Genomic DNA, 13,530 nt, shown 5'->3' with positions numbered 1-13,530 from the left:
CGACTGCCATCCCCACCCCCATCCCACCCCCATCCCGTCCCCATCCAGGAGCCTTCCTAATGCCCCGCATGCGCTGCGCCATCCTTGCATTGACCCTGGGCCTGCTGGCCGGTGGCCCGGCTGCGGCAGGCGTGGTGCAGCCTGTGCCTGACAGGCAGGCCAGCGAGAACAAGATGCCGGCCTATCCCAAGGAAGCCAGGCGGCTGGAGCAGGAAGGCAAGGTGGTGCTGCGGGTTCTGGTGGGCGCCAGCGGAAAGGCACTGGCCGTGGATGTGGCAGACAGCAGCGGCTATCCTTTGCTCGACCAGGAGGCGCTGGACGCCGTGCGGACGTGGCGCTTTGTCCCCGGCACGCGCGACGGCGTGCCGGACAGCATGTGGACGCGCGTGCCCGTCACCTTCCTGCTGAAATAGCGGGCCTGCCGGTGGTGGCAGGTGTGTATCCGGTGCAGCCTGGTGCGGGCCCGGTGCGTGCCCTGCGCAGCGACACAAGGAGCATTCCATGAAGATCGTCATCACCAGCGTGCTCGTCGACGACCAGGACAAGGCCCTGGCCTTCTACCGCGACGTGCTCGGCTTCGTCCTCAAGCACGACATTCCCATGGGCGGCGATGCGCGCTGGCTCACCCTGACATCGCCCGGCGATGCCGATGGCGTGGAGCTGCTGCTCGAACCCGACATGCACCCGGCCGCCAGGCCGTTCAAGACCGCCCTGCATGCCGACGGCGTGCCGGCCACCTTCTTCGGCGTGGACGACGTGCAGGCCGAGTACGAGCGCCTGAGCGCGGCCGGCGTGTGCTTCACCAAGCCGCCGACGCATCTGGGGCCGGTCACGATTGCGGTGTTCGACGACACCTGCGGCAATCTCATACAGATCAACCAGCGGCATTGAGCGGGGCCTGCGGCCCCTGCAGCCCTTTCGCGCTCAGTCCCTGGCGGTGGGCTTGTCGTGCCGGGGCGGATCGATGCGCTCGATGTTGCCCAGCAGCAGCGCGCGGCCCGCAAAGGTGCCGCCGGCGGTCTCCAGCGCAAAGCGCTCGGTGTCGCGGCCGCGCACTTCGGACTCCAGGGTCCGGGCCTCGTCCTCGGTGGCGCCCAGGGCCAGCACGGCATGGCGGCCCATGAGCAGGGCGGACTCGAAGCTCTCGCGCACGACATGGTCGGCGTCCTTCTGGATGAGCTCCAGCGCGTGCTCGCGGTCATAGGCGCGCACGATGAGGCGGGCGTGCGGGCATTCGTGGCGCACGTTCTCCACGATGCGCGTGGCGGCGGCCTTGCTGTCCACGCAGACCAGGATGGCGCTGGCATGGCTGGCGCCGGCCGCATGCAGGATGTCGGCGCGCGCGCCGTCGCCGAAGTAGACCTTGAAGCCGTAGGGCTCGGCGTTGCGGATCACGTCGGGGTCGTTGTCGATGATGGACAGCTTGGCGCCACGGGCCAGCGGCCCCTGGCTGGCGATCTGGCCCACGCGGCCGAAGCCGATGACCAGCACGTTGCCGCGCAGGTCCTGCGGCGCCTCCACGCCGTCCAGCGACACGGCCTCGGCGCCTGCCAGGCGCTTGTGCAGCACCACCACCAGCGGCGTGATGGCCATGGACAGCACGACGATGGCCGTCATGTTGGCATGCACCTCGGGGCTGAGCACCTTGAGCTTGAGCGCCTCGGCAAACAGCACGAAGGCGAACTCCCCGCCCTGGGCCATGAGGATGGCGCGGTCCAGTGCATCGGCATGGCTGCTGCGTGCCACGCGGGCCACGGCATAGATGCACAGCGCCTTGCCCAGCATCAGCGCCACCACGCCCATGCCCACGATGCGCCAGTTCAGTGCCACCACCTCCAGGTTCAGCGCCATGCCCACGCCCAGGAAGAACAGGCCCAGCAGCAGGCCACGGAAGGGCTCCACATCGGCCTCCAGCTGGTGGCGGAACGAGGATTCGGACAGCAGCACGCCCGCCACGAAGGCGCCCATGGCCATGGACAGGCCGCCCATCTCCATCAGCAGGGCGGCGCCCAGCACCACCAGCAGCGCGGCGGCCGTCATCACCTCGCGCGCCTTGGCCTTGGCCAGGATGCGGAACAGCGGGTTCAGCAGCCACAGGCCCGCGCCCACCAGCGCGCCCAGCGACAGCAGGGCCACGCCCGCGCGTTGCCACAGGGGCGAGGTGGCCACGGGCGCCGCATCGGCAGGCGCCAGAAACGCCACCACGGCCAGCAGCGGCACGATGAGCAGGTCCTCGAACAGCAGGATGGATACGATGCGCTGGCCGCGCGGCGCCAGGATGTCGCCACGCTCGGCCAGCACCTGCATGACGATGGCCGTGGAGGTCAGCACGAAGCCCGCGCCGCTCACGAAGGCCACCTGCCACGGAAAGCCGAAGGCCATGCCCACGCCCGTGAGCAGCAGCGCGCACACCACCACCTGCAGGCTGCCCAGCCCGAAGATCTGGCCGCGCAGATCCCACAGGTGCGAGGGCTTCATCTCCAGCCCGATGACGAAGAGAAACATCACCACGCCCAGCTCGGCCACGTGCAGGATGGTCTGCGCGTCCGTCACCAGGCCCAGCCCGTAGGGGCCTATGGCCAGGCCGGCGGCCAGGTAGCCGAGCACGGCGCCCAGGCCCAGCCGCTTGAACAGCGGCACGGCCACCACGGCGGCCCCCAGCAGCGTGACGATTCCTACGAGCTGGCTTGCATTGCCTTCAGCTGCCATGTTGTGTTTCCTTGGATGGGCGGTGTGCGATGGGCGCGCAGGATAGCAAAGGGACGTTGCAGCCCGCGTCTTGAAGGGATCGGCCCTGCTCGGATGCTGGGGCAAAAGGGTATTTACGCAGATTCTTTTGGAAACTACTATCTACAAAGTTTCACAATTTTCCGCCATGGGTCCGCGCCGCCGCAGCTCTTTTTGCGGCTTGGCCGGCCCCCGAGCTTGCCAGGAGCAAGGCGGGCACGAATCCCTTTTTGCCATCCCTCTTTGCCAGGCGAATCCGCACCCCAGCCTCGGCCCTGGGGCTGTCATCGACCTTTTGCTGAATCACAGGAACCATGAAACAACACGCATTGAACAGCCTTTTGCTGATGTGTCTTCCCCTGGGGCCCGCCCTGGCGGCAGATATCGTGATCACCCCGGCTCCGGGCAGCGGCGTGGTGATCAACTCTGGAGCCGGAGGTGCGGCACTGCGCGTGGGTCCCACGGGCGCGGTGGCCGTGCCTGGCCTCCCGGCCACGGCCCCGAGCCTGACCAGCCCCATCTGCCATGACGCGGCGGGCACGTTGGGACGCTGCGATCCCGCGTCCTTGGCGGGGGCGACCGGTGCAACGGGTGCAACGGGGGTAGCGGGAGCAACCGGCGCTGCAGGCCCTGCAGGGCAAGTCGGCCCCGCAGGGCCGGCAGGAGCGACAGGGCCCACCGGAGCCACGGGGGCTGATGGCGCTCCCGGTCCGGCAGGCCCCGCCGGCCCTTCGGGTGCGACGGGCGCAGCGGGAACCAGCCTGGCAGAGCAGGGCTTTTCCGCCAAGCTGCTTACGCTGACCGCTTCTGGCAATACCCCGCTGACAGGCTGGACGGTCAATGCGCCTTTCTATGCGGATACAGCGTTCGATGCAGTCAGCGGCAATTTCACAGTGCCCACGACAGGCACATACAAGATCGGCGGCGTGGTCAATTACTCGACGACAGCTGCTGTCTCGGTGTCCATGGGAGCTGGCGTCAATCCCGCATTCGAGGTGCGACGCAATGGCGGCGACGTTCTGGCGCAAGCCAAGCTACCCATCCTCAACGTCAATGTCGCCCTGGTTTTGTCCCTGCGCACCGTCCTGGGGAGCTCAGCCGTTCCCCTGGATGCCGAGGTGCAGCTCAATGCAGGCGATGTGGTGGGCCTGCACTACAACGCCAACGGCATGACCCTGGCCCTCAACGTGCAGGACACCAACTGGTCCATCCACCGCATCCGCTGAACGGCGGGGGCCCCGGCGAGCACCGCCGGGTAGAATCGCGCCCCCTCACCGCCCAGCGCCATGCCCCAGATCCTCGTCCACGACCTCCGCAAGACCTACCGCATCCATGAACGCGACCCCGGCGTGATGGGCGCGCTGCGCGCGCTGGTGCGCCCGCGCCATCGCACGGTGCAGGCGCTGGATGGCGTGTCGTTCGCGCTGGAGCGTGGCGAGCTGCTGGGCTTCATCGGCCCCAACGGCGCGGGCAAGTCCACCACCATCAAGATTCTGTCGGGCATCCTGCGGCCCGATGGCGGGCGCGTGGAGGTGGACGGGCGCGACCCCTTCGCCGACCGCCAGCGCCATGTGGGCCGCATCGGTGTGGTCTTCGGGCAGCGCTCGCAGCTGTGGTGGGACCTGCCCGTTGGCGACGGCTTCAACCTGCTGCGCGACCTGTACCGCGTCGATCCGCTGCGCTTTGCGCGCACCCGCGACGAGCTGGTGGCCATGCTGAGCCTGGAGCGGCTGCTGGACCAGCCCGTGCGCCAGCTGTCCCTGGGCCAGCGCATGCGCGCCGAGATCGCCGCGGCCCTGCTGCACGAGCCCGAGATCCTGTTCCTGGACGAGCCCACCATCGGCCTGGACGCACCCTCCAAGCTGGCCGTGCGCGAGTTCGTGCTGCGCGCCAACCGCGAGCGCGGCACCACGGTGCTGCTGACCACGCATGACATGCACGACATCGAGGCGCTGGCGCGGCGCGTCATCGTCATCGGCCATGGCCGCGTGCTGGCCGACTGCGCGGTCGATGCGCTGCGCGCCCAGGTGGTGGCGGCGCAGCGCGATGGCACGGGCGAGGGCGAGGGCGAGGGGCAGGACATGGCCATCGAGGCCGTGATCGCCCGCTTCTACGCCATGCATGGTGCCTCGGAGGTCTGAGCGCCATGGGACCGCGCCACCGCCTGCGACACCTGCTGCGCCCCTACAAGGCCGCCTTCGCCTCGCGCTTTCTGCTGATGCTGCAGTACCGCACGGCCGCCTACGCGGGCTTTGCCACGCAGTGCTGGTGGGGCGCCATCAAGACCATGGTGCTGGCGGCGTTCTACGGCAGCGCCTCGGCATCGGCCGGCGCGCCCATCTCGCTGGAGCACGCCATCACCTACACCTGGCTGGCACAGGGCCTGTTCGCGCTGCTGCCCTGGAGCGGCGACCCCGACGTGGCCCTGGCCGTGCGCACGGGCGCCGTTGCCTATGACCGGCTGCGGCCCGTGGATGCCTATGCGCTGTGGTTCGTGCGCTCGGCTGGCTGGATCGCCGCGCGCGTGCTGCCGCGCGTGGCGCTGATGGTGGCGTTTGCAGGGCTGGCCCTGCCGCTGATGGGGCTGGGCGCCTGGGGCTGGCAGCCGCCGGCCGGCTGGGCCGCAGGCCTGGGCTTTGCCGCCTCCATGCTGCTGGCGCTGCTGCTGTCCACGGCACTGGTCATGCTGCTGAATGTTGCCGCTGCCGCCGCGCTCAATGAAAAAGGCATCAACACGCTGGCCGCGCCCGTGGTCATCGTGCTGTCGGGCAACCTGCTGCCGCTGGCGCTGATGCCCGATGCCTGGCAGACCGCGCTGCTGCTGCAGCCGCTGGCCGGCGTGATGGACATCCCTGCGCGCATCTATTTCGGCCAGATGGCCGGCGTGCAGATGCTGGCCTGCCTGGCGCTGCAAGCCCTGTGGATTGCCGTGATCGTGGCCCTGGGCCGCGCGGCCATGGCGCGCACCATGCGCGGCCTCGAAGTGCAGGGCGGGTAGAGCGCCATGGCCAAGCAAAAAGGATCGCTGTCCATGTTCCTGCGCCTGGCGCTGGCCTCGCTGGGCGGGCAGGCGCGCTACCCGGCCTCGGCGCTGATGCTGACCCTGGGCCAGTTCCTGGTCACGGGCATCGAGGTCATCGCCGTCTGGGCGCTGTTCCACCGTTTTGGCGAGGTGCAGGGCTGGCGCATCGGCGAAGTGGCCGTGTTCTATGGCCTGGTGAACTGCATGTTCGCCCTGGCCGATGCGCTGGGCCGGGGCTTCGACGTGCTGGGCACGCAGTTCCTGCGCACGGGCGCCTTCGACCGCCTGCTGCTGCGTCCGCGCCCCGTGTGGCTGCAGCTCATGGGCCATGACGTGCGCATCAGCCGCCTGGGCCGCCTGCTGCAGGGCCTGCTGGTGCTGGGCTTTGCCACGGCCCAGGGCGCCGTGGTGTGGACGCCCCAGGCCGTCGCCGTGGCGCTGTTCGCCGTGGCGGGCGGCGTGGCGCTGTTCCTGGGCATTCTGGTGCTGCAGGGCGCGCTCTCGTTCTGGACCGTGGAAAGCCTGGAAGCCGCCAATGTGCTGAGCTACGGCAGCGTCGAGGCCGCCCAGTACCCGCTGGCCCTGTATGCGCAGTGGTTCCGCCGCCTGCTGACCTTCGCCGTGCCGCTGGCCTGCGTGGCCTACTACCCGGCGCTGGCCGTGCTGGGCAAGCCCGACCCGCTGGGCGCACCAGCCTGGCTGGGCTGGGTCTCGCCGCTGGCCGGCTTTGCCTTCCTCTGGCTGGCCTCGGGCGCCTGGCGCATGGGGGTGAGGCATTACGCGTCCACGGGCAGTTGAAGCCGCGGCAGGCGCCGGTGCATAACACGCTCTAGACTGCGCGCTTGCCTTACTCCGGACACCAGACCATGACAGCAGATGAACGCTTCGCCCAGGCCGCCCTCGAGCTCGGCCACCGCTTCGATGGCGAGATCAAGATAGGCGGCAACTACAGCCCCGTCGTGCGCGACGGCCAGCAGCTGTTCGTCAGCGGGCAGATTCCCCGCGTGGGCGATGAAGTGCTCTATGTGGGGACGGTCGGCGCCGGGATCGACCTGGCATCGGCCAGAACGGCCGCCGCCATCTGTGCCATGCGGGCCCTGGCCTTCGTGCAGCGCGCGGCCGGCTCGCTCGATGCCGTGCGCGCCGTTGCACGCATCACCGTCTATGTGCGCTCGGCGCCCGATTTCACCCAGCAAAGCGAGGTGGCCGATGGCGCCTCCGACCTCATCGCCCGGGTGCTGGGCCCCGTGCGTGCCCACACGCGCACTTCGGTGGGCGTGCTGCAGCTGCCCAAGGGCGCGGCCGTGGAGCTGGACCTGATCGCCCGCGTGGACTGATCGCGCTACCCCTATCCCTATTCCTATCCCTGGCCCGCTGGCGTTTCGTTGCGCGCCTTCCAGGCCCGCAGCGCCTGGCGGTACTCGTCCATGGCCAGGTCATAGCTGTCGAAGATGCAGGGGTCGCAGCCATTGCCGCAGCAGGCGTCCAGGTCGGGCTGCTTGGGCGGCAGGGGCATGGGGTCGGCGGAGGCGGCGGCGGAATCTGGAAGAGGCGCGGTGGTCATGGGTGTGATTGTCCAGCAGCTCCTGCCGTGGCTGCTGCGCGCGGGCTAAAGGGCATGGGGCCGCCAGGGTGCAAGTTCAACTCAAACAGCGCGGCGCCGGGAAATCGATCACGCTGCGGATGATCTCGCGCATCTCCGTGATCAGCGGCCGGGCATCGTCGCGGCGCCATTGCACGGTGTAGGTCAGCGGGGCCAGCGCGCTGTGCTTTGCGGCCTCGGCGCCGCCGTCCAGCACGCGCAGGCGGCCGCGTTCCTGCAGGGCCAGGGCCCATTGCTCGGGCATGTAGGTGAAGCCCAGCCCGTCCACCACCATGCCCACCACGGCGCCCCAGCTGTTGCAGGAAAGGCGCCGCTCCACGGCCAGGCCGTGGCGGCCCAGCCAGTCGTCCAGCGTGCGCGTGGCGCCCGAGCCGGTGGGCAGGGCGATCAGCAGTTGCTCGCGCACCAGGCGCCGGGGCAGGCCGGTGCCGGCGCGGGCGATGAAGTCGTCGCTGGCGGCCCAGACGAAGCGCACCTGGGCGACCTGCTCGAAGGCCAGGCTGCTGCGCGAGGACGGCCCGGCGATGACCACGCAGTCCAGCTCGCCATCGACGATGCGCTGCTCCAGCACCTGGCCGATGTCGGTGTGGGGCTCCAGCTGCAGGTCGGGATGCAGCTCGGCCACCTTCTGCACCAGCCGGGGCAGCCAGGTCAGGCCGCTGAGCTCGCCAAAGCCGATGCGGCAGCGGCCCTGCAGGCCCACGCTGCGGCCCGCCGCCTCGCGCAGCTGGGCGGCGCCGTGCAGCAGCTCGCGGATGCGCGGCAGCAACTGCTCGCCCTGGGGCGTGAGTTCGGCGGCGCGGCCGCTGCGGTCGAACAGCTGCACGCCCAGCGAGGCCTCCAGCTCCGCAATGCGCTTGGACAGCGATGAGACCGACAGGTGCACGCGGTCGGCGGCCACGCTGAAGTTCAGGCAGGTGGCGGCCCAGTAGAAGGCTTCGAGCTGTTTGAGGGTCATGGCGACATTCTTCCAAAATCGAAATATCGATTCCTATTTATTTCGCTTTTCTTTGCAGGTCGGCCCTTCTACATTGGCCGGCAATGCCTGCCAACACCGTCCCCTCCACCACCGCCACCGCTTCCGCAGCTGCTGCACCAGCCCCTGCCCGGCCGCCGCGCCGCCTGCGCCAGGTGCTGTCGCTCGATGATTTCGAGCGGCTGGCGCGGCGGCACCTGCCGCGCCCCATCCATGCCTACATCAGCGGCGCGGTGGAGGACAACGCCTCGTTGGCGGACAACCGCCGCGCCTTTGCCGAGCTGGCCTTCGTGCCGCGCGCGCTGGTGGGCGTGGCGCAGCGCGACCCCTCCTTCGAGCTGTTCGGGCGCCGCTACGGCGCGCCCTTCGGCGTGGCGCCCATGGGCATTGCCGCGCTGTCGGCCTACCGGGGCGACCTGGTGCTGGCCCAGGCCGCACAGCAGGCGGGCGTGCCGGCCATCATGAGCGGCTCCTCGCTGATCCGGCTGGAGGATGTGATGGCGGCCGCGCCCCACACCTGGTTCCAGGCCTACCTGCCGGGCGACCAGGGCCAGATCGATGCGCTGCTGGACCGCGTGGCCGCCGCCGGCGTGCAGACCCTGGTGATCACGGTGGACACGCCCGTGGCCGCCAACCGCGAGAACAATGTGCGCGCCGGTTTCTCCACGCCGCTGCGGCCCGGGCCGGGCCTGGCCTGGCAGGGCATCAGCCACCCGCGCTGGCTGTTCGGCAGCTTTCTCAAGACCCTGTGGCGCCACGGCATGCCGCATTTCGAGAACAACTATGCGCACCGGGGCGCGCCCATCCTGTCGGCCAGCGTGATGCGCGATTTCTCGGACCGCTCCCACCTGGCCTGGCCGCATCTGGCCGCCATCCGCCAGCGCTGGCAGGGGCAGCTCGTGGTCAAGGGCATTCTTTCGGCCGCAGACGCCGTGCTGGCGCGCGATCACGGCGCCGACGGCCTCATCGTCTCCAACCACGGCGGGCGCCAGCTCGATGGCGCCGTGGCACCGCTGCGCGTGCTGCCCGGCATCGTGCGCGCCGTGCCCGGCCTGCCGGTGATGCTGGACAGCGGCGTGCGACGGGGCACCGACGTGCTCAAGGCCCTGGCCCTGGGCGCGCGCTGCGTGTTCGTGGGCCGGCCCTTCAACTACGCGGCCTCGGTGGCCGGGCCGGCGGGCGTGGCCCACGCCATGGCCCTGCTGCGCGAGGAGGTGCTGCGCGACATGGCCATGCTGGGCGCCACGCGCCTGGACCAGATCACGCCGGCCTGCGTGCGCCACGCGCAGGCCTGGGATGCGTTCTGAGCGGCAAGACAACGGTATCGACACAGACAACAGACAACAGACACAGACGGAGACACAGCAGTGAGCAAGATTCCCGGATTCCATATCCACGCCCGGCCCCAGGCCGCCCTTGGCGATGCGCTGCTGCAGCGCTACCGCGGCTTTCCGGTCGCCAACGTCAGCGACGCCATGAGCCGCACCACGGGCACCTCGGCGCTGCGGCCCTTCCATCGCCGCCAGGGGCCGCTGGTGGGCCGTGCGCTGACCGTGCGCACGCGGCCCGGCGACAACCTCATGGTGCACCAGGCCATCGACATCTGCGGCCCCGGCGACGTGATCGTGGTGGACGCGGGCGGCGCCGGGCCCAACGCCATCATTGGCGAGATCATGCTGGCGCTGATGATGGCGCGCGGCGCGGCCGGCATCGTCATCGACGGGCTGATCCGCGACAGCGACACCATCGGCCAGCACGGCCTGCCCGTGTATGCGCGCGGCGTCTCGCACCGTGGTCCCTACAAGGACGGCCCCGGCGAGCTGCATGTGCCCGTCAGCATCGACGGCATGGTGGTCCACCCGGGCGACCTGGTGCTGGGCGACGGCGACGGCCTGCTGTCCGTGCCCGCCGCCGAGGCCGCCGCCATTGCCGACCGCGTGGAGGCCATACAGCGCGACGAGGCCGACGTGCTCGCCGCCATTGCCGCAGGCCGCGCCGACCGTTCCTGGGTGGCGCGCACGCTGGCCGCCAAGGGGGTGCTGTGATGGACCATCGCGTTGTCCGCTTCGACTACTGGCTGGATGCAGCCTTTGACCGCATCGTCTCGGCCGCGCCTGGCGTGCAGCTGGTCACCTGCCGGCGCGAGGGCGACGATGCCGCCGCCTGGCAGGCCCTGGCCGGCGCCCAGGTCTATCAGATCACGGCCGCCAAGGACGAGCTGCCGCGCCACTGGTTCGCCACGGCGGACCTGCTGGCGCGCTGCCCCGATCTGCTGGCGGTATCTTCCAGCGGCTCGGGCTGCGACACCATCGATATCGAGGCCTGCACGCGGGCCGGCGTGGCCGTGATGAACCAGTCGGGCGGCAACGCGGACTCGGTGGCCGAGATGGCCATCGGCCTGATGCTGTCCGTGCTGCGCCGCATCAACGAATCCGACCGCCTGCTGCGTGCCCCTGCCAGGGGCTTCAGCCGCGAGGACGTGATGGGCCACGAGCTGCGCGGCCGCACCCTGGGCCTGGTCGGCGTGGGCGAGGCCGGCAGCCGCGTCGCGGCCCTGGGCCGGGCCTTCGGCATGCAGGTGATCGGCTGCGACCCGGCCTATGACGCGGCAGGCCTGGCGGCGCGCGGGGCCGAGGCCGTCGGCTTCGACGAACTGCTGCGGCGCGCGGACATCGTCTCCCTGCACTGCCCGCGCGATGCCTCCACGCTGGGGCTCATGAACGCCGCTGCCTTTGCGGCCATGCGGCCGGGCGCCGTTTTCGTGAGCACGGCGCGCGGCGGCATCCATGACGAGGCCGCCCTGCACGCCGCCCTGGCCAGCGGTCACCTGGCTGGCGCCGGGCTCGATGTCTGGGACCAGGAGCCGCCGCCCGCCTCCCATCCGCTGCTGGCCCTGCCCCAGGTGGTGGCCACCTTCCACACCGCCGGTGTCACGCACGAGGCCCGGCGCAACAACGCCGAGCTGGCCGCCACCCAGATCGTGCAGTTGCTGGCCGACGGCCAGCGGCCCGCGCGCCTGGTCAATCCCGAGGTCTGGCCGCATGCGCGCGAGCGCATCGCCAGGGCCTTGGACCCGTCCCGTTAGCCGCTTCCTTCACCATGACTACAAAGCCTCTCAGACCACTGCAAGAGGCGACCCAGGAGACAAAGATGACACAGCAAGCAAGGCGCGCATTGTGCGCAGGCCTGGCCGCCGCCTGCATGGCGCTGCCGGCCCTGGCCCAGGCCCAGGCGCAGAGCGAGGCCCCCTATCCCTCGCGCAACATCGAGATGATCGTGGCCTACGGGCCCGGCGGCGGCACCGATCTGGTGGCGCGGCTGCTGGCCCGCCATCTGGAAAAGAAGCTGGGCGGCAGCGTGGTCGTGCTCAACCGCCCCGGCGCGGGCGGCGGCATCGGCTTTGGCGAGCTGGCGCGCGCCAAGCCGGATGGCTACACCATCGGCTTCATCAACACGCCCAACGTGCTGACCATCCCCATCGAGCGCAAGAGCAGCTTCCACTGGAGCCAGTACGACCTGCTGGGCAACCTGGTGGACGACCCGGGCGGCTTTGCCATCCACAACAGCAACGCCATCACCACGCTGGCCGGCCTGGCCGCCTACGCCCGGGCCAACCCCGGCGCCGTGACCGTGGGCACCACGGGCACGGGCTCGGACGACCATCTGGCCATGCTGCTGTTCGCCAAGGCCACCGGCACGCAGCTCACCCATGTGCCCTACAAGGGCGCGGGCGAGGTGCGCGCCGCCGCCACGGGCCAGCAGATCACCATTGGCGCCATCAACGTGGGCGAGGTGCTGGCCTACCAGAAGGGCGGCACTCCCATCCGCCTGCTGGGCCAGATGTCGGCCGCGCGCAGCTCGCTGGCGCCGCAGGTGCCTACGTTCAAGGAGCAGGGCATCGATATCGAGCTGGCCTCCCTGCGCGGCCTGGCCGCGCCCAAGGGCTTGCCCGAAGGCGTGCGCAAAAAGCTGGTCGATGCCGTGGCCGCCATCGCGGCCGACCCGCAGTTCAGGCAGCAGGCCGAGGCCATGTACGCGCCGCTGCGCTACCTGGCACCGCCCGCCTACGCGGCCGAGCTGGAGCGCACCGAGGCCGGCTTTCGCAAGCTCTGGACCGAGATGCCCTGGCAGGACGGCAAGCCCTGAAGGACCTGGCCATGCAAACCTTTGAATGGACAAGGACGACTGCCATGACCCCTCTGTCGCGCCGCAGCCTGGCTGCGCTCACCCTGTGCACGCTGGCCCTGCCCGCGCTGGCGCAAGGCCCCATCACCCTCATCGTGGGCTGGCCTGCGGGCGGCCCCTCCGACAACGTGGCGCGACTGGCGGCCACGCGCATGAGCGAGGCCCTGGGCCAGCCCATCACCATCGACAACCGGGCCGGCGCGGGCGGCAACCTGGGCAGCGACGCGGCGGCCCGCGCAAGGCCCGATGGCAACACCATCATGCTGGCCACCGTGGCCTCGCACGGCCTGAACTCCGCGCTCTATGCCAAGCTCAACCACGACCCGCTCAAGGACTTCGCGCCCATCGGCATGATCACCACCTCGCCCAGCGTGCTGCTGGTGCCCGTGGCCTCGCCGCTGCGCTCGGTCAACGATCTGCTGGAGGCGGCGCGCGCCAGGCCGGGCCAGCTCAACTACGGCTCGGGCGGCGTGGGTTCCAGCCAGCATCTGGCGGGCGCCAGCTTCAAGCAGCTCACGGGCGTGGATGTCACCCACATCCCCTACAAGGGCACGGCCCCGGCCATGACCGACCTGATGGCGGGCCGCGTGGACTTCGTGCTCACCACGGGCGCCATCCCCTTCATCCGTTCAGGCAAGCTGCGCGCCCTGGCCGTGGCCTCGCGCCAGCGCCTGCCGGCCCTGCCCGATGTGCCCACCTTCGAGGAAGCAGGCGTCAAGGGCTTCTACACCGACTCCTGGTACGGCCTGGTTGCCCCGGCCGGCACGCCGCGCGCGGCGCTGGAGCGCCTGAACGGCGCACTGGCCACGGCGCTGCGCAATCCCGAGGTGCAAAAGCAGTTCATCGACCAAGGCTCGCTGCCCGTCAAGCCCATGGGCGTGGACGCGTTCTGGCGCTTCGTGCGCGAGCAGATGCCGGTGGCGGCCGAGCAGGTGCGTGTGTCGGGGGCCAGAGCCGAGTGAGCGCAGCCCGGGGGCGGCCGCGCAGGATCGGCATTAGCGCCTGCACAGCCGCAAT

General features: G+C 70.3%; 15 protein-coding genes. 12 read left to right on the top strand and 3 right to left on the bottom strand.

What is annotated here, in order from left to right:
• Positions 1-59 precede the first annotated feature (59 nt).
• A complete protein-coding gene (locus A4F85_RS27740; RefSeq protein ID WP_012207609.1) occupies positions 60-413 on the top strand; it encodes an energy transducer TonB in 354 nt (117 codons plus the stop codon).
• Between the two features lie 88 nt (positions 414-501).
• Positions 502-891, top strand: a complete 390-nt coding sequence (locus tag A4F85_RS27735; RefSeq protein ID WP_063328445.1) for a VOC family protein — start codon at positions 502-504, stop codon at positions 889-891.
• A 33-nt stretch (positions 892-924) separates the two neighbouring features.
• Here the strand turns inward: A4F85_RS27735 and A4F85_RS27730 are convergent, their stop codons facing one another.
• Positions 925-2,709: a monovalent cation:proton antiporter-2 (CPA2) family protein gene (locus A4F85_RS27730; RefSeq protein ID WP_063328444.1), complete on the bottom strand. Its 1,785-nt coding sequence runs from the start codon at positions 2,707-2,709 to the stop codon at positions 925-927.
• Between the two features lie 332 nt (positions 2,710-3,041).
• Between A4F85_RS27730 and A4F85_RS29950 the strand changes: the two genes are divergently transcribed.
• The 5 genes from A4F85_RS29950 to A4F85_RS27705 all read left to right on the top strand — a co-directional run bounded on the left by A4F85_RS29950 (position 3,042) and on the right by A4F85_RS27705 (position 7,086).
• Positions 3,042-3,953, top strand: coding sequence for a hypothetical protein (locus tag A4F85_RS29950; protein WP_081816280.1), 912 nt, complete (start codon positions 3,042-3,044; stop codon positions 3,951-3,953).
• A gap of 60 nt (positions 3,954-4,013) precedes the next feature.
• Positions 4,014-4,868: an ABC transporter ATP-binding protein gene (locus tag A4F85_RS27720; protein WP_063328443.1), complete on the top strand. Its 855-nt coding sequence runs from the start codon at positions 4,014-4,016 to the stop codon at positions 4,866-4,868.
• Between the two features lie 5 nt (positions 4,869-4,873).
• Positions 4,874-5,725, top strand: coding sequence for an ABC transporter permease (locus A4F85_RS27715; RefSeq protein WP_063328442.1), 852 nt, complete (start codon positions 4,874-4,876; stop codon positions 5,723-5,725).
• A gap of 6 nt (positions 5,726-5,731) precedes the next feature.
• Positions 5,732-6,547, top strand: a complete 816-nt coding sequence (locus A4F85_RS27710; RefSeq protein ID WP_043796569.1) for an ABC transporter permease — start codon at positions 5,732-5,734, stop codon at positions 6,545-6,547.
• A 68-nt stretch (positions 6,548-6,615) separates the two neighbouring features.
• Complete coding sequence (locus A4F85_RS27705) at positions 6,616-7,086, top strand: RidA family protein (protein ID WP_063328441.1); 471 nt, start codon at positions 6,616-6,618, stop codon at positions 7,084-7,086.
• A gap of 23 nt (positions 7,087-7,109) precedes the next feature.
• Here the strand turns inward: A4F85_RS27705 and A4F85_RS27700 are convergent, their stop codons facing one another.
• A complete protein-coding gene (locus A4F85_RS27700) occupies positions 7,110-7,313 on the bottom strand; it encodes an oxidoreductase-like domain-containing protein (RefSeq protein ID WP_063328440.1) in 204 nt (67 codons plus the stop codon).
• Between the two features lie 76 nt (positions 7,314-7,389).
• On the bottom strand, positions 7,390-8,310 hold the full coding sequence (locus tag A4F85_RS27695) for a LysR family transcriptional regulator (RefSeq protein WP_063328439.1): 921 nt from the start codon (positions 8,308-8,310) through the stop codon (positions 7,390-7,392).
• An 83-nt stretch (positions 8,311-8,393) separates the two neighbouring features.
• Here A4F85_RS27695 and A4F85_RS27690 point away from each other — a divergent pair, with 83 nt between their 5' ends.
• The 5 genes from A4F85_RS27690 (at position 8,394) to A4F85_RS27670 (ending at position 13,475) form a co-directional block, all read left to right on the top strand.
• On the top strand, positions 8,394-9,635 hold the full coding sequence (locus tag A4F85_RS27690; RefSeq protein ID WP_063328438.1) for an alpha-hydroxy acid oxidase: 1,242 nt from the start codon (positions 8,394-8,396) through the stop codon (positions 9,633-9,635).
• Between the two features lie 60 nt (positions 9,636-9,695).
• Positions 9,696-10,373: an RraA family protein gene (locus A4F85_RS27685; RefSeq protein ID WP_063328437.1), complete on the top strand. Its 678-nt coding sequence runs from the start codon at positions 9,696-9,698 to the stop codon at positions 10,371-10,373.
• Entirely contained in the window at positions 10,373-11,413 is a 1,041-nt protein-coding gene (locus A4F85_RS27680; protein WP_063328436.1) for a hydroxyacid dehydrogenase, read from the top strand. The genes A4F85_RS27685 and A4F85_RS27680 overlap by 1 nt, the downstream gene beginning before the upstream one ends.
• Before the next feature lie 65 nt (positions 11,414-11,478).
• On the top strand, positions 11,479-12,474 hold the full coding sequence (locus tag A4F85_RS27675; protein WP_063328435.1) for a tripartite tricarboxylate transporter substrate binding protein: 996 nt from the start codon (positions 11,479-11,481) through the stop codon (positions 12,472-12,474).
• A 44-nt stretch (positions 12,475-12,518) separates the two neighbouring features.
• On the top strand, positions 12,519-13,475 hold the full coding sequence (locus tag A4F85_RS27670) for a Bug family tripartite tricarboxylate transporter substrate binding protein (RefSeq protein ID WP_063328434.1): 957 nt from the start codon (positions 12,519-12,521) through the stop codon (positions 13,473-13,475).
• Positions 13,476-13,530: the final 55 nt, after the last annotated feature.

It is taken from the genome of Delftia sp. GW456-R20 (assembly GCF_001622915.1).
GTDB classification, from domain to species: Bacteria; Pseudomonadota; Gammaproteobacteria; order Burkholderiales; family Burkholderiaceae_C; genus Comamonas; species Comamonas acidovorans.
The sequence above is the reverse complement of the archived record's forward strand: the minus strand, read 5'-3'. Positions and strand labels throughout refer to the sequence as shown.

What these genes read in the sequence shown, in the direction of transcription:
- A4F85_RS27720 (WP_063328443.1), top strand. Translation starts at nt 4,014, where the DNA reads ATGCCCCAGATCCTCGTCCACGACCTCCGCAAGACCTACCGCATCCAT.
- A4F85_RS27690 (WP_063328438.1), top strand. Translation starts at nt 8,394, where the DNA reads ATGCCTGCCAACACCGTCCCCTCCACCACCGCCACCGCTTCCGCAGCT.
- A4F85_RS27710 (WP_043796569.1), top strand. Translation starts at nt 5,732, where the DNA reads ATGGCCAAGCAAAAAGGATCGCTGTCCATGTTCCTGCGCCTGGCGCTG.
- A4F85_RS29950 (WP_081816280.1), top strand. Translation starts at nt 3,042, where the DNA reads ATGAAACAACACGCATTGAACAGCCTTTTGCTGATGTGTCTTCCCCTG.
- A4F85_RS27695 (WP_063328439.1), bottom strand. Translation starts at nt 8,310, where the DNA reads ATGACCCTCAAACAGCTCGAAGCCTTCTACTGGGCCGCCACCTGCCTG.
- A4F85_RS27735 (WP_063328445.1), top strand. Translation starts at nt 502, where the DNA reads ATGAAGATCGTCATCACCAGCGTGCTCGTCGACGACCAGGACAAGGCC.
- A4F85_RS27675 (WP_063328435.1), top strand. Translation starts at nt 11,479, where the DNA reads ATGACACAGCAAGCAAGGCGCGCATTGTGCGCAGGCCTGGCCGCCGCC.
- A4F85_RS27680 (WP_063328436.1), top strand. Translation starts at nt 10,373, where the DNA reads ATGGACCATCGCGTTGTCCGCTTCGACTACTGGCTGGATGCAGCCTTT.
- A4F85_RS27705 (WP_063328441.1), top strand. Translation starts at nt 6,616, where the DNA reads ATGACAGCAGATGAACGCTTCGCCCAGGCCGCCCTCGAGCTCGGCCAC.
- A4F85_RS27715 (WP_063328442.1), top strand. Translation starts at nt 4,874, where the DNA reads ATGGGACCGCGCCACCGCCTGCGACACCTGCTGCGCCCCTACAAGGCC.
- A4F85_RS27700 (WP_063328440.1), bottom strand. Translation starts at nt 7,313, where the DNA reads ATGACCACCGCGCCTCTTCCAGATTCCGCCGCCGCCTCCGCCGACCCC.
- A4F85_RS27730 (WP_063328444.1), bottom strand. Translation starts at nt 2,709, where the DNA reads ATGGCAGCTGAAGGCAATGCAAGCCAGCTCGTAGGAATCGTCACGCTG.
- A4F85_RS27740 (WP_012207609.1), top strand. Translation starts at nt 60, where the DNA reads ATGCCCCGCATGCGCTGCGCCATCCTTGCATTGACCCTGGGCCTGCTG.
- A4F85_RS27670 (WP_063328434.1), top strand. Translation starts at nt 12,519, where the DNA reads ATGACCCCTCTGTCGCGCCGCAGCCTGGCTGCGCTCACCCTGTGCACG.